The organism is Flavobacterium sp. W21_SRS_FM3 (genome assembly GCF_052113625.1).
Taxonomy (GTDB): domain Bacteria; phylum Bacteroidota; class Bacteroidia; order Flavobacteriales; family Flavobacteriaceae; genus Flavobacterium.
This window is the reverse complement of record NZ_JBGQOD010000010.1, coordinates 1-25783: the sequence shown is the minus strand read 5'-3', so window position 1 is coordinate 25783 and position 25783 is coordinate 1. Positions and strand designations below refer to the sequence as shown.

Genomic DNA, 25783 nt, shown 5'->3' with positions numbered 1-25783 from the left:
TCTCATAGATAATTTTGTTAGTAGATATGAATTGCTGTTTTGTTTTAGGCAAAACTTGAAATGTTTTAGTAAAATAATGGCATCTTATTTTTCGGTTTTGCTTTTGTCTAGCATCATGAATTTTTTAATTTCTTTTTCAGATATTTTAGGATTAGCTCCTTCTTGACCCGCTACTAAAGCCCCAACCGCACATGCATAGTTTAATGCCTTTTGTGGAGACTTCCCACTTAGTAATCTTAATAGGAGTGAGGCTAAAAAAGAATCTCCCGCACCAACAGTATCAACCACTTTTATAAAATAGCCACTATTGTAATAAAATTTACCATTATAATATAGAACAGCTCCAAATTCCCCTTTAGTTACACATAACTGTTCAGTATTTGTTTTATCGGCAATAAATTTGATGTTTTGTTCAAAGGAGTTATAAGGCGAATCCAACTCTCTGCTTATTTCACGTAACTCTTCATCATTCAACTTTATAAAGTCGGCTTTTAGCATTAATGAGTTAATTACTTCTGTTGTATAGTATGGAGCTCTTAAATTTGCATCTAAAACTTTATATTTTGCTTTGTCCAAAAGAGAAAATAAAGTTTTACGAGTGACTTCATCCCTACATGCTAAACTTCCAAAAACAAAAACATCTGCTTCACTAATCAGTTTATCCATTCTTTTTGTTTTTTCAATTTTGTCCCAAGCAGATGGATATAGTATGTCATAGGAAGCATTTCCCTTTTCATTTATCATCACATGAACTGCGCCCGTTTTATATTCATTTGTTACTTGAATAAAATCAGTAGTTACTTCTTGACTGTTTAAAAAAGACAAAATATCTTCACCATTTTCGTCCGCACCTACGCGACTTATCATGTTCGTTTTAACCCCCATAGAATTCATTCGTAAAGCGACATTTAATGGAGCTCCTCCTATTTTTTTATGCGTTGGAAAAATATCCCATAGCACTTCTCCATAGCACACTGCTCTTAAAGTATTCTTTGTCTTCATAGCAAAACTTATTAAAAAATTAAGAATAAGTATAATAACAACCTATTCAGTAAAAAAAAATATAAGTTTAAGGACAAGCCTAAACTTGCCCTTAAACTCGATCAAACATCCCTAACCAAACTTATTTACTAATAACCAGGATTTTGTTTGTATAATCCAGCCGTAAAATTAATTTCTCTTTGTGGAATTGGGTAATACTCATCTCTACCCGCTGTAAACTTGGCATTCGAAAGAAAATCTCTTTTTGTTTTCTCTTTAGTAAGATAAGTATTCAGTACGGGTTCAGCTATTCCCCATCTTACAAGGTCAAAAAATCGTGGACCTTCCATACCAAACTCTAATCTTCTTTCAAACATCAATGCTTTCATTGCATACTCTTTTGACGGAAAAACCAAATATGGAGAAATTTTATAAACATCTGATGCACCTGCTGCTAAAGGCATTGATTTACTAGCTGCTGCTCTTGCTCTTACAAGATTGATAAGAGGTAAGGCTTCATTGTGACGGTTCAATTGGATTAAAGCTTCGGCTTTAAATAATAAAACATCTGCATATCTAATGAAATCAACATTTTTAGACGTTCCAATAAATGGTCCATTTTTTACATAACATGAGCAGTCAGGCGATTGTTGTTCTTTCATATTTCCAAAAAAACCATAAACACCTGGATCTCTAGCCCAACTGAATTTGTAAACCATGTCACCCGCATTTTTCAAGGTGTTTTTGTATTTGAATGGTCTTCCAGGAACACCTACTGTATGATCAATTCTCGGATCCAGCGTTACTCCAGCCGTTAGTGGAGCATTACCATTTGCATCAATTGTTTTAAAAATATCAGAATCATTAAACGTTTCTAATAATGGCAATCCGTTAGCATCTGTTTTAAAAGCATTTACCATATTTTGACTCGCTAAGTGAAAACCACAACATCCATAAAGAGAAGTTCCATGCGGAGAGTTTAATCCAGTTACAAAACTTACTCTTCCAGTATTTGTACCATCATTGATAGAAAATTGAACAGCCCATATAGATTCTTGTCCATTATCATTCCCATCCAAAAAGTTTTTTGCATAATCAGTTTCTAAACCACCTGTAACCGCATCGGCATAATCAATCACTTCTTGTAATCTTGCGGTATTTATGCTTGTTACTTGATGATAATCATTTTGCTGATACGCTTGGTATAATCTAAGTTTTGCTAAATAGGCCGCCGCTGCATTCTTATCAGCTCTACCCACTTGCGCTTGGGCTTGTTCTAAATTATTAAAAGCGAAAACGAAATCCTCCGCTATTTTATTCCATAATTCATCACTTGTCAGGTCATTTGATGTCTTTAATATTTGTTCCTTAGATAAATCTTCTGTTATATATGGAACTTTATTAAATAGCAATTTCAACATAAAATGCGAATGTGCTCTTAAAAAACGTAATTCTGCTTGTCTTGTTTTCTTTTTTGGAAATTCCGCTTCTGTCAATTCATTAATAACAGACAAAGCAAAATTAGCTCTTGAAATGGCCTTATAATGGTTAGTCCAAGTTCTAGGCAACATAAAGTCTCCATAATCAGCAATAGTGGTATTGTATTGTTCGTAACGATCTATTACATCTACATCGCCACGACCTCCACCGCCTTTGTAAGCATCATCAGAACGTACACTTCCATAAACCCATTGATTGGTTATTGGCCCTACCATTTCGTCATTTCCTATTGCAGCATAAGCTGCTGTAACAAGAGCATCAGCATTTTCGGCTGTTGCGACACTTTCTGAAGTCAAGACTCCTGTTGGTTCATAATCTAAAAAATCGGAGCTGCAGGATGCCAAAAACAAAATTGACATGCAGCTAATAACTATTTTATTGTATTTCTTCATGATAATTACTTAAAAATTAATGTTTAGACCTAATGAAAATGTAGTTGGAACAGGTATTCTATTTACATCTGTGCGTTCTGGGTCTTGACCGATATATCCTTTTGGTGTAAACCAAAATAAATTTTCTCCTTGTGCATAGACCCTACAATTTGTTATAAACCCTGCTTTTTCTACTAATTTCTCAGAAAATGTATATCCAAGTTGCATGTTTCTAACTTTGAAATACGAGTTGTTCCTAAAAAAATAATCAGATGCTTGATTGTCATTATTCGCCAAAGAAAGGGAAGGAACATCTGTGTTAGTATTCGTAGGTGTCCAAGCATTCAATGTTCCAGGTCCCGCATTTTCTCTACCTTGAACAAAATTATTCCAGTAGATATAGGGATCTTGCCCAATACGACCTGTAACACCGGATCCAAACACAGAAAAATCAAAATGTTTATAGGCTAAACTAATGTTGATTCCATATTCTAATTTTGGCAATGTGCTTCCAATGAAAGTTCTATCGTCAGAATTTATGACACCATTACCATCAAGGTCAATATATTTAATCCCTCCTAATCTGGCAGCCACTTGTGTAGCATGTGAATCTATGTCAGCTTGACTTTGAAACAAACCATCAGTTTTGTATCCAAAAACTTCAAACTGTGAATGCCCTACGATTGAATTCGTCGCTGTACCAGGGTAGGCAGCTCGTACCTCTTCTGGTAATTGAGTTATTTTATTTTTTGTAGCACCAAAATTAGTAGTCACATTAAAGGTCAAGCCGTTATCCAAGGTTTCACCATATCCTACGCTAAGTTCCCATCCTCTGTTAGCAGTATTAGCACCATTTACAGAACGTTGTTGTCCTTCGCCAACAGCAGACGCTACAGGCGGTACAATCAGGATGCCTTCTGTTTTTCTAGAGAAATAATCAAATGATCCTGATAATTTATTTGATAAGAAACCAAAATCTAAACCAACATTATATTCCTTAGTTGTTTCCCACTTTAATCCTGAATTTACACCTTGTGTAGACACAAAACCAGAAGGTAAATTTCCCGTATTAGCACCATTCAAATCGTACGCTGTACCCACATTATAATAAACATTAAAAAAATCAGGGGAATATACATTTTGATTAGGACCATATCTCGTTTCAAATAAACCAAAGCGAGCATTATCTCCAATGGATTGATTCCCCACCTCTCCGTAACCAGCACGTAATTTCAAGTTTGAAACTGCCGTAACATTTTTAAAGAATTCTTCATTGTTAATTCTCCATCCTGCAGTAATTGCGGGGAAAATACCATATCTATTATCTTTACCAAATCTTGAAGATCCATCCCTACGAATGGTGAAGGAAGCTAAATAACGATCTGAAAAAGCATAATTAAATTTTCCGAATTGAGAGAGTAAACGGCTTCCAGTTGTTATACCATTATTAGTTCTTGCACCAGTTGCCGCTGCAAGGGTAAAATAGGATTCTGATTCTACTGCAAATCCCTCAGCACGAGCAAACAATGCATTGAAATCTGTTTTAGTGGATTCCGTTCCAATAAGAATTCCAATTTTATGATTTGAAATTTTTAAATTATAGTTCAAAGTATTTGAAATGGTTAAACTTGAGTATTTATTAGTGTCTAAGGTTAGGCTATTTACATTTCTAGTAATAAACCCATTGTTTACAGTTGGTTCAATGTCTTTACGTTTAAAATCATTAAAATCCATACCAATACTGTTTCTGAAAACCAATCCTTTTATGATATCAATTTCAGTGAAAACATTACCATATAGAGACATTTTTCTAGAATTATCCCATTTATTTAGATATTGCATCAACAATGGATTGTTTCTATCTGAATATCCAGATCCAATAGGACCTCCAAACTCTCCAGTACTAGTATAAACTGGAATAGTAGGAGCAAGAGATATTGCTAATCCTGGCGTAGGCGCACTACCTACATCATTAGCTGCGTTTGTTTCGTCAGATTGTGTAAATTGAGAGTTAACTCCAAATCTTACCTTATCATTAAACAATTTAAAATTGGCATTAAGTCTAGCAGAATATCTGTCGTAATTCGTATATTTTAGCATACCTGAATTATCCAGATATCCAAGATTTAAAACTGCATTTGCTTTTTCAGATCCTCCAGAAACTGACAAATCATTATTTATAAGTAATCCTGTTTGATATACTGTATCTTGCCAGTCAGTATCACCTGCAGGCACATTCATATCTCCTCCTACAAATGGTTTTACGCTTACGCTATTTAAGACTGGATTAGCAAAATCATTATTCCAATCAAAATTATAAATTTCGCCATACCCACCAGCTGGATCAGCACCATCATTTACAGATGCTTGCCATAATACTTTACCTCTGTCTACAGCATTAAGCATTTTATAGCGTTGTTTCTTTTCAGAAAGCACAGAAACGTTAGTACTAAATGAAACCGCGGTAACATCTCCTTTTGCTCTATTTTTAGTAGTTACAATAATAACTCCATTGGCTGCTCGAGAACCGTAAATAGATGAAGCCGAAGCATCTTTCAAAACTTGAACAGATTCAATTACACTTGGACTCAAACTCGCAAATACCTCGGGTCTAACGGTAGGAACCCCGTCAATCACATACAAAGGATCAGTATTCCCCAAGGTACTTACACCTCTAATCAAAATTTTGCTATTTGCACCACTTGGATCTCCTGATTTTTCAATTGCTAAACCAGCAACTCTCCCTTGGAGTGCTTGCATAGCATTACCAGAGCTCATACTTTGTCCTTCTATCGGCTTCAAATCCACTACCGTTACTGCTCCGGTTAAATCGGCTTTTTTCTCTCTAGAGTAACCAGTTACAACAACATCATCTAATTTAAGAGATTCTGATTTCAAAGAAACTTGTAGAGTAGTTTGTCCATTAAGCTTAATAGTTTGGGAAGCAAAACCGGTATAACTAAAAATTAATGTGGCATTTTTATCTATATTATTAAAAGTAAACTGACCGTCAATATCTGTAGAGGTACCTATATTTGTACCTGATACCAGCACTGATGCTCCTGGTAGAGTCATACCATCATCTGCGGAAGTTACTACTCCTCTGACTCCTATGTTTTGTGCCGATACAGAGAAAAAGGACCCCATCAGGATTAAGTAAAGAATTATTTTGTGTTTCATAATTAGTTGGTTTAATTAAAATTTAATTGGTTAATTATTAAGTTTTCGATGGTATATTCTGCATTAGCATTAGAAACCGTGAAATATTGCATTGGTTTATCTGGAAAAAATAATTCTGTCATAACCGTTTTTCCATTACTGTAAAAAATTTCAATTGACGTTTTATCAACGATTACTCTTACATCTATTTTATCAAAGTCTGCTGTGAATGGAGCTTTTGAAATCTTATTTGCAAAAACATCAGAAAAAGCTAAGTTCCCAGATTTAGATCGATCGATAAAAAAGTAGTTGTCCTCTTTATTGATTCCGAACTGTATTGTATTCTTAGAATCATTTGAAAACGAAAAAGTGTAAACATCCTTTTTTAGATTTTTTAAAGAAAAGCTAATATCCACTTTTGACAAATCGATTAATGCCTTATCAATAATGACCGTTTCTCTGTCTATTTTAAGCGTTTCTTTTTTGATTGTCTTAGCGATATAATTTTGTAATTCTTTTACAGGTTTAGAGGAAACAGTATAATGATCGTTTTCTTGTACAAGTGCTAATTCTCTAGGAATTGTCATGCTGCTTCTCCAAGTTTCTGTTGGAACTTTTTGTGCATATTCCCAGTTTGACATCCATCCTATAAACAATTTTCTGCCATCAATTTCAGATATATTTGACCAAGTAACACCTGCATAGTTGTCTCTTCCGTAATCAATCCAAAGTCCTTTTTGTTGTTTTACATCTTCAGCAAAAGATTTATCTATTGTAAATGTTTTTCCATCAAAATCACCTACAAAATATTGCGTTGCAGAGCCACCATTAGGCCCGCCTGGGTTAATACTCAATAAAATTACCCACTTGTATTCGTCAGTACCCTCAACTTGCATTGGGAAAAAGTCTGGGCATTCCCAAACACCTCCATGAGCTCCAATGTTTTTTCCGAAATCTGAAAGTAGTTTCCATTCTTTCAGGTTTTTAGAGCTATAAAACATAGTCTTATCTCCCGCTGCCAAAACCATTAGCCATTTTTTATGAATGGCATCCCAAGTTATTTTGGGGTCTCTAAAATCTTTAATATTTGGATTTTTAATAATGGGATTAGCTTCATATTTTGTCCAAGTCATTCCTTCATCTAATGAATATGCAATTCCTTGAGACTGATAATTAATTTTACCCGCTTTTTCCATTTTCATGTCGTGGTAAGTAAACATCGCAACCATAGGAGGATTTTTTAAGCTCCCAAAACCTGAAGTATTATTTACATCAACAACTGCACTTCCAGAAAAGATATAACCTTTTTCATCTGGATAAAGGGCGATTGGTTTTTCTGTCCATGAAATAAGATCTGTACTTATTGCATGGCCCCAATGCATAGGTCCCCATACATTTGAATCTGGATAATATTGATAAAAAAGATGGTAATATCCATTGTAATAAAACATTCCGTTGGGATCATTCATCCAGCCTTTTTTAGGGGTAAAATGAAAATTTGGCCTATACAATTCTGCTTCTGTATAATCTTTTTTTTCAGTAAATAATGCTTGCTTACATCCTGTTAAAACTGTCACTCCGAGAATGAAACAAGTAATCTTAGTAAACTGTCTTCTTAATATGGTTATCATAATGTATTATTTAATTAATTTTTTACTCAATTCTTCTAATGAAATTCCTTTTGTTTCGGGCATCATGAAGGCAACAAACAAAAGTTGAAAGACCATCATCACCGCAAAAAATAAAAACACTGCGCCAGCTCCCACTGTAGAAAACAAATACGGAATTAATGATGGAATTATAGCTGCTAGTACCCAATGTGTAGTACTACCAAAGGATTGCCCCGATGCTCTAAGATGGTTTGGGAAAATTTCTGAAATAAACACCCAGATTACGGCACCCTGACCTATTGCATGTGCTGCAATAAATAGAAACAAGAATATGGGAACTGCCATCCCTTCCCAATGAAAAAAGAAGGCCATCGCTACTAAACTAAGAGAGATAATATACCCGACTGAACCTATGTACATTAATACCTTTCGTCCCAGTTTATCTATAAGAAATACACCTAGCAAAGTGAATACTAAATTCACAACACCAATACCTATACTACTTAACAAGGCAGTATTTTCTCCGAGACCAGCTTCCTGAAATATTCTGCTGGAATAATATAAGAAGGCATTAATTCCTGAAAGCTGGTTGAAAAAAGCCATTAAAAAAGCCAAAATAAGTGGAGTTCTGTATTTCTTCAAAAAGATGGTGTCGTTTGCAATTGCTGCATTTTTATTGTCAAGCTCTATTTCCTGCTTCATAGTTTCATAATCAGCTTCCTGTCCCATTAACTGCAAAACTTTCCTTGCTTCATTGTTCTTAAATTTAGACAATAGCCATCTTGGACTTTTAGGAATAAATAGTACAAGTAATACATAAATAATGGCAGGAAATGCTTCAACACCCATCATCCATCTCCATGAGTTTTCTCCAATATCTTTCAATAAATAATTAGAAAGAAAGGCAACGAGGATCCCTAAAACAATATTAAATTGATAAAATGCTACTAATTTTCCTCTGTCCTTTGCTGGAGCAATCTCTGAAATATATGTTGGTGCAGTAATTGTTGAAGCACCAACGCCAATTCCTCCGATAAATCTAAAAACAGCAAAAACAATTGGATCATTTGCGAAAGCAGAACCAATAGCTGAAACCAAAAATAAAATCCCAATCCATAATAAGGTATTCTTTCTTCCTATTTTATTAGTTGGTATTCCTCCAAATATGGCACCTAATACTGTACCCCATAATGCCATTCCCATGACAACTGTTCCGTGAAAAGCATCAGATGAATTCCAAATTGCTTGTAGCTTTTTATCTGCTCCTGAAATTACAACAGTGTCAAAACCAAAGAGGAATCCTGCTAGTGAAGCTATCAATGCCCAAATTGCTATTTTTTTCATTATATATGTTTATTTTATTGAATTGCTAAACTATGTGTAAAAAAAACAGATATAATTTACAGATGTTACAATGTTGTACAGAGTCATAAAGTATTTTATTAATCTTGCCTAAAGCCTTTATTAGTAAGGGTTATAAACCGAAAACTATTTTTTACTATCTCGTTATAGTTACAACTACGTTACATAAATTTTAATTATGATACATTTCTTTTAACCATTTATCTTAAAAATGATACTATAGTTACTAATACATTAGTATTATTTGGTATTAAGTACCACCAGCTTAGGATATTTTAATAGAGGTGGCTGAAATTTAAGAATCAACTTCAGCAGTAGAAATAAAAAAGCCATCAAAAAGTTATTTTGATATATTATATAATTTAACAGGAAAGTCTGTCGTTAATTAGATTCTTAATGAAGAGTAATTTCAATAAATAATTACTACAATAAAGCTCATTGAAATTGATAAACGTAAAAGCTCAATATAAGAAACCTCTACTTTATTAATGAGTGTAATTTTTATTTTTTGAATTCCTTTGGGGAGACCCCATATTTATTTTTGAAAGATGTTGAGAAGTAATTCGGTGAAGAAAATCCAACTGCATATGCGATTTCAGATATAGATTGATTCGATTTAATTAACAATTCTTTCGATTTATCTAATCTTATATTATTGATATGGTCACTGACGCTAATCCCTAGAATCGCTTTTACTTTACGATATAATTGGACACGAGAAATATTTAAATCTTTAGCTAAATCTTCTACAGTGTAAATGGAATTATCTATATTCAGGGATATTAATTCGTTTAATTTTCTAAGAAAATTTTGTTCTGAGCTCCCAAAATTAGCATCTTCATTATTTATAATATTTGCAATGTTATTAGAATAGTAGAAGCGTAATTTTTCTCGGTTAAAAAGTAAGCCTTTTATTGATTGAATCAAGACTTTTAGACTAAATGGTTTGGTTAAGAAAACATCAGCACCACTCTCCAATGCTTTTAAATAAGAATCTTGATCATCAGAAGCAGTTAAAATAATGATTGGGATATGAGAAGTCCTTAAATCCTTCTTGAGTATTTCACATATTTCAAATCCGTTTTTTTCTGGCAAATTCAAATCACATACAATCACATCAGGAACTACATCTAATGCTCGTTCAATAGCATCAGTTCCGTTAGAAGTATATATCGAAAATTCAACAGACAATTTTTGAGCCATAAAATCAAGCAAGTCAACATTGTCTTCGATATATAAAACTGAGTATTTGTCTTCAGAATTTGTTATTACACTATTTTTCACTAGTTCTTCGTCCAGATAATCATTCTGATTAACGAAATCTAAAGCGGGATTGTCTACTATAGATTTAGGATCTAAATGTTCTTTTCCTAATTTTAACGTTATAATAAATTCAGTTCCGTTTTTTGACTGTACTTCTACAGTTCCGTTATGTAGATCAACAAAACTTTTAGACAAATGAAGGCCAATGCCAGAGCTGTTTCTAAAGTTGTTAGAACCTTGATAAAAAGCACTAAACACATCTTTTAATTCATTTTCCGGTATTCCAATACCTGAATCTTTAAAGGAAATCTTAACCTCGTTTTTCAATTTATCCTCATTTATCACAATTGAGATTTTACCTTTTGCTGGAGTAAATTTAAAGGCATTGGAAAGTAAATTAAAGTATACTTTATCCATCAAATTTCTATCGATATAAACTTCAAGAGCGGGGTTGTTTGTTACCAATGAAAAATCGATGTTGAGCTTCTTTGCTTCTCTTTCAAAATCCCTAATTATACTACTTGAAAAATCATACAAATTAACAATTGAAGCTCTTAATTTAAATTTTTTCTCTTCAACTTTCCTATAGTCTAATAATTGATTGATTAATCGAAGTAATCTTCTTGAATTATTATACATCAAATTAATTTCTTTATTAACTGAATTGCCCTTGCTTTTGAGTTCTGTTCCCAAAGACTCTACCGAACTTAAAATTAAAGTCAATGGCGTTTTGAATTCATGTGATAATCCCATAAAGAAGCTCAAACGTGCTTCATTGCTTTGTTTTAATTCTTCAGAATATCGTTTAATCTCATTCCTTTGACTTTTAATTTTTTTATTTGTTATTTCTAATTCCTCTTTTTTACGGCTTATCGCAATGCGTGAATAGATACTGTATGCTGCCAAACAAAATGTTAAAATGAATAATGCTAATAATAGTTTCATTAAGTTATTTTGAGTAGCATATTCCTCCCTATTATTTTTAATGATATTTTGCTGTTCTTCAATATTTGACTGCTGAATAGAAATTCTGTCAAACTGATTACTCATTATATCAGCGTTTAGTGAATCTATTAATGTAGTTGTAAGTTTGTTTTTTTTAGGAACTATTTCGTTGTATACAATTTTCAAAGCTAATTTTATTGCTTCACTACCACCTGTAGGATATAAAACAGTAGCGCTCAAAACTCCTTCTTTAACCAATTGAATCCCTCCAAAAGGACCATTAAGTCCATCAACTCCTATAAATTTTAATTTATTTCCAACATCCTTAGTTTTAGCTATCTTCCACGCATTATATGCGATTACGTCATTATAGCAAAACACATAATCGATATGCTGTAAACTATCTAATAATTTGGCAAACTCTGGTTTTGGATATTCAGAATCCACTGAACTTACTGTATGTACTTTGATTCCAGGATATTTGCTTACAATTTGTTTAAATCCTTGACTTCTTTCGATTCCGGGCGAAGTTGCGTAATTTCCTTTTATTTCAACTACAGTAGCATTACCTTTGGACGAAGAAGCTACATATTTCCCTGCTAATCGGCCAACCTCCATATTATCTGCACCTATATAGGTAGTGTAATTAGTTGTATTTGCTTTTCGATCAATTAAAATTACAGGGATACCTATAGCTTTAGCTTTTTCTATTACCGGTACAATGGAATCTGATTCGAAAGGGGAAATTATTATTACATCGACTTTACTATCTATAAATTTTTCTATGTCTCGAATTTGTTTTTTAGCCTGATGGTGCGCATTATAAATGGTCAAATGTACGTTCGGGTGAAGAGAAGCTTCTACTTCCATCGCATGATTCATTGAAGCTCTCCACAAGTCAGTTCCTACACTTTGTGAAAATCCTATTGAAATTTCACGTTCTTCTGTAGCTTTTGAATTACACGAAGTTTGTAGGAAAACGAAATTCAAAAGCAGGATATAAATAAAAATGCTTCTTGTCATGGTTGGTTTGGCTTATTATAGTAAATCATTAATTCAATACAACTAACGACTTTAAAATACGATATAGAAAGTGAAGTACTGCGTTTTTTTGAACTGGAAGATATATAATTTATAGTAAGGGGAGTTAAAGAGAATTTTTTGAATTTATATTCTAGAAAAGAGTTGAAATTCTGAAAAACAAATATATAAAAAATAATAGTATTGAATATTTATTCGTAAAATAGTATGTGATGTTTTTTGTACCGAGAACGAGATTTGAACTCTTGTCCGCCGTGGCGGATAGGAATGCACTAAAATTTTGATTATATACGTGTTTTTTTCGGGTTGATTTTTTTTTGTTAATTTGTTGAGGTTTTATTAGAGTTTAATGTTATTTTTGACTTTTAGCTTTTGATAATACTATTTTAAGTATTTTTTTAAGCATTTTATCGCTAGGAGATAAGGCTAATAAAAAAGGTTTTTCAATTTTTATAAGGTATGAATTTAAATAAGTGGTTCCAATTTATTAAGCCTAATTTTAAGTACTATCGGGACGGTTTTTTTGAATTCCCATTTGTGGCAAACACGCCTGAATTATTCATAGAGTCTACAATAAAAAGTCCAGGTAGCGAACATATTGCAGAGGATCAATTAGTATTACGGAATAATCTTTTTATAAAGGGGTCAATGCGTTACCGGAAAATTGATGATGGTTTATGGCTAACGATAACCGATGTAGAATTTAAGCACGATAGCGTAATCAAATCAGTTTATGCTCCGGATATTCCAAGTGATCATTATACAATAACATTTTCAGTTTTCAAGAGCGAAGTGCAGTTGAATAATGTCTTTATTGATAAAATGCCTTTCCAAAATAAATTTTGGGCTTTTAAAAAACCAGGTGTTGATGTAGGTGCTTGTTTTTACAAGGAATCTAAATGCCTGTTTTATATCTACTATGTAAGTCCAAGTTGGATTCAACAATATATTCCGCTGGATCAATTAGATAGCGAGCTTCCTTTTAAAAAGTTTTTAGATTCAGACAAAGGTTTTGTTTCTTATCAAGATATTGTGCCTAATGCTGTAGAATTGTCTCAAGAAATTTTAGATACGTTTAAAACGTTTAATTCGAATGTTTTAAATAAAACAATTTTGAAAGCACAGTCCTTGAGTTTATTAACTTCTTTTTTTAATAATGTCTTTGCAGATAATCGAATAGATGATTACCAAGAAATAGGATCTGTTGATTATAATAAAACAGCAAAATGTGAATTGCTAATTAGTACAAATTTATCCAAACCTTTTATTGGTATAGATGCGTTGGCTGAGAAGCTTCGTATCTCGAATTCAAAATTAAAAACAGACTTCAAGTCGGTTTACGGAATTTCGATTCTGCAATATAATATAGATAAAAAAATGGAACTAGCCTTGCAACTACTTGAAAATTCGAGTATGCAAATCAAGCAAATTGCGCTAGAAGTAGGGTATGACAGTCCCAGTAAATTTAGTGCTGCTTTCAAAAAAAAGCATGACAAACTACCTTCTGATTTACGTCGAGAATAATCAACTTTTATCTTTTATTTCAATACCTATTCAAAACAAATGTCCGAATGGGCTACTCGTTTCACTATAGTGTCGTCTAAATTTACTCACCTCTATAAGGTCGTTTAAAGAAAATAAATTTATAGAGCTGTAAAGTTATCTATTTGTTTTAATCCTCTGTAAACAAATATGATGTTGGCTCATCATTCGCATAATTAAATTATCAAATATACTTTGATTGTGTATTGACCTGTTTAATAAATAGCTGTATCGATCTAAGTATCTTACGATATTCTGTTCGTATATCCTTTAAAAGGATAGGATTTCTAGCTTTTCTTCTAAACTTCATTCCTTGTATTTCAGATCTCAAATATTCTATCTTAAATTTAAAATATTACTCCGAAGTTATAAGGGGGCTAAAATAATTTTTACTTTGAAAGTTTTTGGAAATAATGTAGTCAAAATGGAATAATCGTACTTTTTTACCCAAAAATATTGGGTATTCATCATCATAAAAATCTGCAAACTTTAGCGCTTTGGACTTGGAGATTTAAAGTTTTTAATAGCGTTTTTGTTAAAAAATGTCCGAATGGGATATCGACTTGTCCGAATGGGCTAGTCGTATTCAACCAAAAACAATTATTTTCGCAAATTAATTTAATTTTTCGCCTTCAAAAAGGGACAATAAAACGCAATAAAACCAATAAAAATAAACTTAAATTCAATTCATTATGAGAACAAAATTACTTTCATTTTTAATGTTGCTTACAGTAGCTATCAATTACGGTCAAATAACAGCATCTCCAGCAGGTATCGCGATTCAAGGAATTGCAAGAGACAATAACAATACCGCAAGGGCTAACACAAACATTACCTTGACATTTACTATTTATTACAATACTAATGATTTGATTTATACAATTGATAAACCACTTACTACAGATTCGTTTGGTGTTTTTTCTGTGGTTTTAGTGCCTGGAGCAGATAAAAATGTATTGATTGCTAATAAAGAAGCCTATCTAAAAATTTCTGAAGGAACAACAATCATATCCGACGAAAAATTAAAACAAGTACCTTATGCTATTGCTGCTAGTAATGGCGTACCAACAGGTTCTATTATGCCATACATAGGTGCTACAGCGCCAGCCGGATGGGTTTTGTGTGATGGCTCTGCCTTGCCTTCAGATGGTTCAGAAAAGCAATTACAAGAACTTCTAGGAGGTAGTGCTATTAAAAATGCTCCAGATTTACGAGGGATGTTTATAAGAGGAGCAGGTCAAAACGGTAATGGTACGAATGCTGCTGAAATACAGCCTAATACTTTAAAAGCTGTTCAAAGTTCTGATAATAAAAGTCATAATCATACAGGGAATACTAGTAATGCTGGTAATCATTATCATAATATGTTTACTGGCAATACAAGTACTGGTGGAACAGACGTCTCTGGAGGTTTAACAAGTGATACACAGTACAAAATTGCACCAAGAGCGGATATTGGTGGAGAATGGAAAACTCAATTAAATTATTCACCTAATCAAACAACTGATGTTGTAGATAGAGGCCGTACATCATCGAATGGAGATCACAACCACAGTTTTACTACTGCTAACTCAGGAACTACAGAAAGCCGCCCAATCAATTATGGTGTAAACTACATTATTAAATTATAAGTTATAATTATGAAAAAAATAATTATAACTTTATTCCTGGGGCTCATCGCCACAGGACTGAGAGCACAAAATACCGAAGGAGCCAAAATGGTTCCCGTCTCTCAGGCAATCCAAAAAAACGGATTTACCCTTCAGGTAGGACTTCCTTATTTAGGGCAAAATAAAAGTGCAGCTACCCGTCCAACACAACCTGCGGATCTACGTTTTCCTTGGGATGTACTGTACTTGTTTCCTACTTTTACAGAAGATTCTTTTGATGTCTCTAAAGGATATTTTGGAGACAAAATATTAATTAGTTGGGATCTTAGAAGTAATTTTGAAAAAATCAGTAGTATTAAAATCTACAAAAGAGAATACAATCTAGCACAAGACAAAACCTATCAGTTTGTAGGAAGTGTTGCTCCTAGTGTAACCCAGTACGAGGATCGTTATGCTGAGGGTAATGTATTGTTTCAATATAAAATTGTAGCCGAAGGCGTAAGTAAAATAGAAAGTTTATACAATACCTACATCACAGGTTTTGGATATCGAAATCCTACTGCTATTGTAACTGGAAATGTTAGTTACAAAGGAGGTAATCCTGTAAAAGATGTGATTGTAATGGCTAAGTCGGCAGGAACAAGCGTCAATCAAGGAGGTTCCTTGCTAATCCCTGCTGCATCAAGTTTGAAAATCGAAAATACAAACAAAGCAATTACTTCTGCGGTAACCTACCAAGCCTGGATAAAACCCAAAACGGCTTACACGGACGATGCAGGAAGTGCGATTCAGTTGTTTCAACTGAAGAGTGTGGACAACAAAACCATTGAAGCATCGGTAAAATTAAAAGCAAGTACCAAGAAGCTAGAAGTTACCATTGGAGGTAGTGTATATATTCTTGAAAATTATTATCCGTCTGGCGATATTAATGGTAGAGGTGATGATGTACTGATTCCGGTTACGAATTTCAATACTAACTTTGTTCATTTTTCGGTCATAATGAAGGATGGTGTTGTGCCTACTTTGTTGATTAATGGTAGAGCCATAACAACGGCATACAAAGATCTTGTTCACAGCAAACTCAAAGATATTGATGTAGCCTATACTGCACCTTATTTTAATGTAAGCATTCCAACGGCAACCAATACTTTAAAAATTAGTGGTGCTGATACACAATGGAAAAATGTGTATGTCGGAGGAGGAAGAGAGGCTTATCACGATGAAATCAGAGTTTGGAAAGCTGGTTTGGAAACACAACAAATTCGTACCGATTATTCTCGTTACATCAGTGGGAACGATTCTCGTTTGGTAGCTTATTTAAGAGCCAATGAAAAAGTAGGCCAATTTGCCTATGATTTATCTAGAGATGGATTTAACTACAATAAAAACCACGGAAAATTAGGCAATTCTGGTACAGAAGTTACATGGGCAAATGGTTCAGGAGATTTTCCAACAACGAGTCAACTGGGTGTTCTTGGGGTTACGGATATAAATGGAAACTATGAGATAAGTTCTATTCCTTACTCAGGTACTGGTGAATCGTATACGATAACGCCTTTATACGGACAGCATAAATTTGAACCAGGACAACAATTGGTGTTTTTGGGGCAAGGTTCTGAGGTGGTTAATAAAATTAGTTTTATTGATAATTCTTCTTTTAGTTTCAAAGGAACAATAGTCTATGACACAAAAGGCGTATTCCCAGAGCTTACAAAAAATAATGTAACAGGCCCTGGCATTTTAGACGAAGGATACAATTATTATACAATAGGAAGCGAAAAATTCTCAAAAGGAGAGTATTGGCTAAATGACAGTGGTTCTCTAGATAAGTATGCCAGGATTTATACCGCAGGTGCCAATGTATATATCGATGGAAACATTGTTTTGGATGAAAATAGCATGCCAGTAGTTTCTGATGATGCCGGCTATTTTGATGTCAGTGTACCTATTGGTAATCATTACATTACCGTAAAAAAAGACGGTCATGAGTTTACCTACAACGGACGGTTTCCTGCCGCGAATACCAAAGAATTTTTTGAAGATTCAAACGAAGCAGTTGTATTTGTTGATAATACCCGCGTTACCGTAATAGGGAAAGTGGTTGGTGGATCAGTTGAGGCAGCTAAAGATGCTGGTTTTGGAGAGGATGGCCTTAAAACGCTATCGGTAAAAGATAAAAGTGGTAATACTAAAACGATTGACGTTAGTACTCGAAACAATATTGGAGTAGCCAAATTTACTTTAGGATATGCAGCTCCGGGTGCTACTGTGACAGATTATACAAAGAAAACGTTCGAAACCAATCCAACTTCGGGAGAATATCGCGTGTCTCTTTTGCCGTTACAGTATGAATTGAAAGCAGCAGATTTAACAATACCTGCAAATTCTGATATTGCATTGATAAAAGGTGGTACAACTGAAACGCTTAATTTCTCCAAAGTAGAAGCAACTACTAAACCTGTTTTTACCTACACAGACAACTCAGTCGAAAAAACTTTGGAGGGGAAACCATACCATTACGAAAAAAGTTTTGTGTACAGGTCTACTCCGGTACTAAAAGTAATAGAGCAAACTTCGGATAAAAAAATAGAATTCGATGGTACTAGTATGGAGACTACAAATTTTAAAATTGAAGACCCTAATAATTCAGCGGCTAAAATCGAAGTAAAAGTTTATACGCAATTTAGTCCTTATTCTATTGTATTAAGTCGTTTTGAGCGCTATACGAATAAAGATATTAAGCCTCACGTAGAAGTACAAGTACCCGTTAGTGATGGGGAATTGATTAAAAATAATAATTTGGCTTTAATCAACTCTGAAACGGTGGTTGTAGATCCAAATGACGCAAGTAAATTGACCTATAGTTTTAAAGCAGGGCTGCCATCAGTTGCAGTGCCTTTTACTATCAGCAGTAGTCTAAAATACCGAATTAATGAGAAGGATTATGATGTTGAAGACTATAAACCGCTTGGGATTATCTTAGGAGGTAAGTCAGATGGTAGCCGGACCTTTGTAACAGCGGCACCAGATATTCCAGAGATCATTTTAAGAGACCCACCAGGTTCGAATAGTTTTGCTTCCATTGAAAAAGGAGAGAGTATTTCGTTTACATCCGAAAGTTCTTTTGCAAGTTCTCAGGGGGTAAATACTAATCTTAAATTAATGTTGGGAGTGAAATTTGGAGCAGGAGGTGGATTAGCTGGCCCTGTAATTGAATCCGAGTCTACTAATAATATTACCGCGGGTATTGGACTTACTCACTCTTCAACTGATGGAAAGAGCTTAACGAAAACCTATACTTTTAATCAAACCATTTCCACTAGTGATGACCCTGATTACGTAGGTTCAATGGGGGATCTATACATAGGGAACTCTAAAAATCAATTTTATGGTTCTTTTGATGATGTAACACCAACTAAAAAGGAACCCTCTTCGGATTTTATTAACTTGGGAACTACTGAAGCACCAGTATACATCAGCAAGCAAAAAGCAGTTTATTTTGTTGATGAACCATCAGAAACCTTTTTCATCTATTCGCAAAAACATATTTTGGAGACTCTAATTCCAGAATACGAATTGTTTATAACCAATATAGATAATAAGACTTTGACAGAGGGAAAAGATGGTACTTTAACCAAAGCGCAATATCTGGAAAGAATTCGTTTGTGGAAAAAGTTAATTTTGAACAATGAGTTAAATAAATATTTAGCCAAAAATAATCGCACAGCGTATAAAGCTAGAGTAACTAACGTATTGACTGAATTTAACAATTCCGTTAAATCAGAAATTGATGAAGGTAAAGTAGGGCCTGCAGGTATTAATATCTTAAAAAACAAACTAGATGAGTCTAAAAAGGCAAGTGAACTATTGAATAAATATTTCCAAAAAAACGTCTCCTTTGATTCTGGAGTAGGCGAATATACTCAAAGTGTTGAAACGAGTATTGTAAACACAACAACTACGGAATACAATTTAACAGTAGATGAAAGTTTTAGTTTTGATATAGGTTTTGAGTTCAATGGTTTTGGTTTATTAAGCAGTACTTCTGGAGCATTTCAACAAGATATTAATGCCGCACTAACAGAAGAATCTACCAAAACAACCACCATTAGTTATACTTTAAAAGACAATGATCAAGCTAACTTTTTGAGTGTCGATGTTGTTAATGCCTTTGATGGAAATGGACCGATATTTATCACGCAAGGAGGTAGAACATCTTGTCCGCATGAAGGTGCAGAGAAATCTCTTTTTTACAATCACGATGACTATAATCCAAATGATACAGTAATTAATGAATTGACGGAAGATAAGCAGGAAGATCTGAGCTATGCTACTCAAAAAGTAGAAGTACCTGTTTTAAAAGTGACTGTTGCTGATGTTAGTAATGTAACCGAAGGTAGAAATGCAGAGTATGAATTGATATTAGAAAATCAAAGTGCTGCTGGGATTGATGCTGATTACAAGTTAGTGGTTGATAATACAACTAACCCGGATAATGCGATCATCAACATTGCGCAAAATGGAACAATCGTTCGTGTGCCTTACGGAAAAACAATTACCTATAAATTGACCTTAGGGAAATCTATTTCGGATGTGTACGATTATAATGATATAAAAATCAGATTAGAGTCGCTTTGCGACGGTGAAGACGTAAGTTCATCAGTTAATATTTCTGCGCACTTCCTTCCTTCTTGTTCAATTGTACTTGTAAACGCACCTTTGAGCAATTGGGTTTATAACAGAGAAGTAGCCTATAATACGGATGGATCCACTAAGCCGTTGCAAATAAAATTGAACGGATACAGTACTAAATTCAAGAGTTTTAAAAAGATCGATCTAGAATATCGATTGGCAACTGCTTCTAACTGGACACGCCTGCAAACCTATTATGGAACACAAGCGTTTTATGATGCAGCAGTTTTAGCTGGTGAAACGGGTATTAAATTAATCGGTTCTGATGTGGTTTTAAACTATGCATTTGATATTGCTGCCCTGAAATTAATAGACGGAAAATATGAAATTCGCGCTAGAAGTACCTGTACTAATGATACCGAATTCATTTCTGATATTACCACAGGTAGAGTTGATTTGAATGCGCCATTGCGTTTTGGAACACCATTGCCTATCAATGGAATTTTAGGAGCTGGAGAAGATTTAAAAGTGTTTTTTAATGAACCAATTTTCTATAATTCGGCAGTTTCTACCATTGAAATTAAAGGGCAAACTAATCAATTAGAGATTGATCACAATGTGTCGTTACGTTTTGATGGTGCTACGAACGAAGCCGTAATCAACAGTCCAAGAATTACAACGGGAGATTTAGCTTTTGAATTCTGGATGAAGAATAGTACGACTGCAACAGCTGCAACTATTATTGCTCAAAAAGAAGGGGTAAATATTAAGTTAGCAAATGGTTCAGTGTATTTTGAATTGGGCGGTTTAACTGCTAATGGTGGTATTGCCAATGATGGATTGTTTCATCATTATACCTTTACCCATAAAAACAATAGCGGTACGCTTCGTATCTATCAAGATGATAAAGAAATTGGAGCTAGTACAGGGGTAAGCAATGTACAGTTTTCAAATAATAATGCGTTAACTATTGGTGGAAACACCTTTATAGGAAACATGCATGACCTACGTTTATGGACCAAAGACATTAATCTAGATGAGGCTTACGCCAAAATGTATTTGAAGCTTATAGGAAATGAAGCCAATCTAGTTGGATATTGGCCAATGGACGAAGGTAGAGGAACTATAGCTAATGACAAAGCACGATACAAACATGCTATTGTTAAAGAAGCATGGGATATTAAGCCTAAGGGAACTTCGTATGAGTTTGCAAACGGCCAACATTTAAAGTTAGACAAGGTTGGCTCTGTGCAGTTGACTAAAGAGATGGATGCTACGGTTTCATTCTGGATGAAAACGGGTGTTTCGCAAGAAGCCACTTTGTTCTCTAACGGAAAAGGAGACGGTACTGATCTAAAACAATCCAATGGGTTTAGTAATAAATGGGCAATTAACATGAAAGCTACAGGTAAATTGACCTTGGAGACAGAAGGTAATTCTTATGAATTAGCAAGTCAAAACATGGCCGATAATAATTGGCACCATGTGACCTTGTTGTTCAATAGATTAGGTTCGTTACGTACGTATGTGGATGCTGTTGCTGTTTCGTCTAATCCAATGGTTAATATTGGTGGTTTCTCTGGAAACAAGGTTTGGCTAGGAGCACGTGGTGCAACTGATCTTGCAGGTATCGAGACAGTAGATCGCACTTATGCAGGTAAGCTAGATGAATTCCAGTTATGGAATACCTTGCGTAACGTAGAGCAAATCAGTCGTGACCGATTTAATGAAATTAACGCAGAGAGTATTGGATTGATGCTGTATGCAAAAATGAACGAACCAGATCCAAAAACGGCAAATGGCCCTCGTTATTATCATGTAGAAAAAGGGCAAGCTGGTTTCCCAGATAATGCTGTTTTAAGTACTGGTATCGTTAAATATTCTGATGATGTGCCGCCAGTTAAGCCAGAGCGAACATTGATCAAATTTCAAGTGAACAATGTGGTTAATCAAGATCAAATGATTTTAGAACCAGTAGTAACAGATTGGGCCTCTCTAGAAGGTCAGATTATTGATATTACAGTGGACAAAATGTTTGATAGTGCTAATAACATGCAACAGTCGCCTATTACGTGGACTGCTTATGTAAAACGCAATGAAGTAAGTTGGTATGCCGAAGGCTACAACGAGATTGTGGATATAGTTAAAAAATCAGGAGAAGAAAAAACTTTTGAAATTACATTGTTGAACAAAGGAGGAAAAGGACAGCCTTTTGCTATTAGTAACCTACCTAAATGGTTGACTTTAAGCAAAACATCTGGTACGATTTCACCGGCTAGTAAAGTAATCATTACTGCTACGATTGACAAAGAACTTACTCCTGGAGAATATCTAGAAAACCTGTATTTGAAAACAGATTTTGGATATGACGAAAAAATGCAAATTAAGCTAAGAGTACTGGGACAAGAACCAAGTTGGACCGTAAACCCAACTGATTACAAGTACAGTATGAATATTGTAGGTCGAATTAAAGTAGACGGCAAGTTCTCTGAAGATACTTATGATCGAATAGCTGCATTTTCAAATGGAGTCGTGCGAGGAAGTACTAAGTTAGTCTACAATGCGGCTTACAAGGAATACTTTGTGTTTTTAACAGTGTATAGTAATTTCATTAGTGGTGAAAGTATCGACTTTAAGATATGGGATGCTTCACAAGGAGCAATTCTAATAGCAAACATGAATGCTAAAGCATCAATAGCGTTTGAAGAAAATGGAATTTTTGGTAAACTTAGTTCGCCTGTTATTTTTGAAAACTCTGCCGTAGTAGAGCAAAAAATCAATCTTAATACAGGTTGGACTTGGGTATCGATGAATGTGAACGATCCTAATTTTGCCAATCTTAACACATTGACTAGTGGTATGAAATTAGAAACTTCTGATCGTATGTTGACCAATTCACCAGCGCGTTTGGAAACCTACTTTAAAAATGAAGCGATACCAGCTAATAGTGGTTGGTCTGGAACTATTTCGGCTAATGGTGGTTTAACTAATTCTAAAATGGTTAAAGTGTACTTAACGCATGAGCAACCATTAACTATTAAAGGAACTGCTATTGATGTAGTTAATTGGACTTTTCCATTGCAAGAAAAATGGAACTGGCTGCCGTATACTTTAGGAGGAAACCAGCAAACAAATGAAGCTTTAGCGTATTTTGATGCTACAGATGGTGACGTGATTAAATCACAAAACTTGTTTGCTATTTATGATCCGCTTATTGGATGGAACGGTACCCTTAATTACTTAGAAGCAGGAAAAGGATACATGGTGAAATCTACGAAAGCACAAACGTTTAAATATCCGTCTTATTTAGCAAGTACAAGTAAAATCAAAACGGCTAACAAGGTAGACAATACAAATGAAGTTAGTCAAGAACCTATTAAAGCTGAGTTTAAGCAGTACCCAGACAACATGAATGCTGTGGTTTTATTACCTACAGGATACAATGAATTGTTTGTGTATGATGCTCGAGGGGTTTTGAAAGGATCAGCGGCTACTCAATCTGTAAATGATAGTAAACTGAGTTTTATTACGGTTTACGGAGATACGGAGGAAGAGCTAGCTTTTCATATTGGAAACGGAATGAGTACTAAGGAAACATCTAAGAAATTTACTTTCAAAGGAAACGATGTATTAGGTACAATTTCGAAACCTATCATATTAGAAGAAATGACGGAGGGTGTGAGTATTTATCCTAATCCATTTGATAATGAAATAACGATTAAAGCTAATGCAGTTAAAGACCAAAATATTACTATCCGACTGTATTCATTATTAGGTAAATTAGTTTTAGATAAAAAACAAAATGTGCTGAAGGGGGAAAATGTATTAAAAATCCAACCAACAGTTGTATCTGGTGTTTATGTAATTCAAATTACAATCAATGGAGAAATCATCACTCATAAAGTAATGAAAAACTAGCATTAAATCAGTTTAGATTCCAGAACACCTTTTTAGGTGTTTTGGTAATTTAAATCAATTTAAAATTTTAACTATGAAAAATTTTATATACAGTACCATCGTACTGTTTCTAATAAGTTTTAGCACTTTTGGTCAGGCTCCTTCTTGGACTGTGAATGAAAATAATTTTCAGTACACCATGACTTTTGTTGGATCTTTAAATATTGATGGAGTTCGATTAGCCAATGGGAATGATAAAGTAGCTGCATTTGTAAATGGAGAATGTCGCGGTGTAACTAATTTGATCTATGTGGCTACTGAAAATAAGTACTATGCTTATCTGACGGTTTTTGCGAATACAAATAATGAAACCATAAGTTTTAAAATATATGATTCGGGAAATAATGTCGTTAAGGATGTTTTTAGAACAGCAAGTTTTACATCCAATGCCAATCTTGGAAACCTGTCTCAAACCTATATTTTTTCAAACAATGCTTTGCGTCAAGGTGCAGATCTTTTAGATGTTAGTTTTGTTGGCGTGACTCGCAATGACATAACCATTGTAGGTAATAAAGTAACGGTGTATCTTAATCCTGGCCAAACGGTAACGGCATTAAATACTATTTTTACCAGCAGTCCTGGGGCTACTGTGTATGTTGGAAATGTGCAACAGACTTCGGGTTCTAATAGTTTGAATTTTAGCAATCCGATTGTTTTTAAAGTCTATTCTGAAGATCTAAGTGTTGTGAAAGAATGGACTGTTGCGGTGCAATTGCCCGCCTATCCAGTTACCTTACCTACTGTTTTTACTTTGTCAAAATTAACGATAAACGAAAATCAAGCTATTGGAACTGTAGTTGGCGACTTTAATGTACTGATCGAAGACAGAGTGGTTTCGGATCTTTCACTTGTGGCCGGAGATGGAGGTTTTGATAATGCTTCATTTGAAATTATCGGGAATAAACTTAAGGTGAAAAGTATCTTCGACTTTGAAACGAAGAGCATTTATAAAATACGTGTTCAAGGGGTAAGTAATCGTAAAGAAGTAGTAGAAAAGACTTTTGAAATAACTGTTCTAGACGATCTCTTACCTACGGTTTTCACTTTGTCTAAGTCAACTATCGAGGAGAACAAACCCGTTGGAACTGTTGTGGGTGACTTTACAGTCGTTAAAGAAGACCGGACAGCATTTGCCTTGACATTAGTTGACGGTGCAGGTGGTGAGGATAATTCTTTATTTGAAATCATAGGAAATAGTTTGAAGGCGAAGAACATTTTTGACTTCGAAGCAAAAAGTAGTTATAAAATTCGCGTGCAAGCAGTCAGTAGCCGTGGAGATATTTTAGAACAAAATTTTACAATATCAGTTCTAGACGATCTGTTACCTACGGTGTTTACTTTGTCTAAGTCAACTATAGAGGAGAACAAACCCGTTGGAACTGTTGTGGGCGACTTTACAGTCGTTAAAGAAGACCGTACAGCATTTGCCTTGAAATTAGTTGACGGTGCAGGCGGTGAGGATAATATTTCATTTGAAATCATAGGAAATAGTTTGAAGGCGAAGAACATTTTTGACTTCGAAGTAAAAAGTAGTTACAAAATTCGCGTTCAAGCAGTCAGTAGCCGTGGAGATGTTTTAGAACAAAATTTTACAATAACAGTTCTAGACGATCTGTTACCTACTGTTTTTACTTTGTCTAAATCAACTATTGACGAGAACAAACCCGCAGGAACTATTGTAGGTGACTTTACAGTCCTTAAGGAAGACCGAACCGTATTTGCCTTGACATTAGTTGACGGCGTAGGCGGTGAGGATAATCCTTCATTCGAAATCATAGGAAATAGTTTGAAGGTGAAGAGCATTTTTGAC

General features: G+C 34.4%; 10 protein-coding genes and 1 pseudogene. 4 read left to right on the top strand and 7 right to left on the bottom strand.

The features are described from left to right. Positions 1–84: 84 nt before the first annotated feature. The 6 genes from ACEN2K_RS13325 to ACEN2K_RS13300 form a co-directional block, all read right to left on the bottom strand. Complete coding sequence (locus ACEN2K_RS13325; protein WP_441759827.1) at positions 85–1002, bottom strand: carbohydrate kinase family protein; 918 nt, start codon at positions 1000–1002, stop codon at positions 85–87. 128 nt (positions 1003–1130) lie between these two features. Continuing rightward, positions 1131–2873 carry a RagB/SusD family nutrient uptake outer membrane protein gene (locus tag ACEN2K_RS13320; protein WP_441759826.1) on the bottom strand — a complete coding sequence of 581 codons (1743 nt, stop codon included), beginning with the start codon at positions 2871–2873 and terminating at the stop codon, positions 1131–1133. Between the two features lie 9 nt (positions 2874–2882). After that, positions 2883–6032: a SusC/RagA family TonB-linked outer membrane protein gene (locus ACEN2K_RS13315; RefSeq protein WP_441759825.1), complete on the bottom strand. Its 3150-nt coding sequence runs from the start codon at positions 6030–6032 to the stop codon at positions 2883–2885. 11 nt (positions 6033–6043) lie between these two features. Further along, positions 6044–7642, bottom strand: coding sequence for a glycoside hydrolase family 32 protein (locus ACEN2K_RS13310; RefSeq protein ID WP_441759824.1), 1599 nt, complete (start codon positions 7640–7642; stop codon positions 6044–6046). A 6-nt stretch (positions 7643–7648) separates the two neighbouring features. Then, complete coding sequence (locus ACEN2K_RS13305; protein ID WP_441759823.1) at positions 7649–8965, bottom strand: sugar porter family MFS transporter; 1317 nt, start codon at positions 8963–8965, stop codon at positions 7649–7651. 519 nt (positions 8966–9484) lie between these two features. Continuing rightward, positions 9485–12214: a hybrid sensor histidine kinase/response regulator transcription factor gene (locus tag ACEN2K_RS13300; RefSeq protein ID WP_441759822.1), complete on the bottom strand. Its 2730-nt coding sequence runs from the start codon at positions 12212–12214 to the stop codon at positions 9485–9487. Between the two features lie 477 nt (positions 12215–12691). On the opposite strand from ACEN2K_RS13300, the gene ACEN2K_RS13295 reads away from it, so the two are divergent. Further along, positions 12692–13756 (top strand): helix-turn-helix domain-containing protein, encoded by a 1065-nt coding sequence (locus ACEN2K_RS13295; protein WP_441759821.1) that lies wholly within the window; start codon positions 12692–12694, stop codon positions 13754–13756. A gap of 135 nt (positions 13757–13891) precedes the next feature. Here the strand turns inward: ACEN2K_RS13295 and ACEN2K_RS13290 are convergent. Continuing rightward, positions 13892–14041 (bottom strand): annotated as a pseudogene (locus ACEN2K_RS13290) (IS1595 family transposase); the annotation flags it as partial. Positions 14042–14466: 425 nt separating this feature from the next. On the opposite strand from ACEN2K_RS13290, the gene ACEN2K_RS13285 reads away from it, so the two are divergent. The 3 genes from ACEN2K_RS13285 to ACEN2K_RS13275 form a co-directional block, all read left to right on the top strand. After that, on the top strand, positions 14467–15405 hold the full coding sequence (locus ACEN2K_RS13285; protein WP_441759820.1) for a tail fiber protein: 939 nt from the start codon (positions 14467–14469) through the stop codon (positions 15403–15405). 9 nt (positions 15406–15414) lie between these two features. Further along, positions 15415–23934: a LamG-like jellyroll fold domain-containing protein gene (locus ACEN2K_RS13280; RefSeq protein WP_441759819.1), complete on the top strand. Its 8520-nt coding sequence runs from the start codon at positions 15415–15417 to the stop codon at positions 23932–23934. Positions 23935–24007: 73 nt separating this feature from the next. After that, positions 24008–25783: cadherin repeat domain-containing protein (locus ACEN2K_RS13275; RefSeq protein ID WP_441759818.1), on the top strand; the 1776-nt coding region annotated here is incomplete at its 3' end.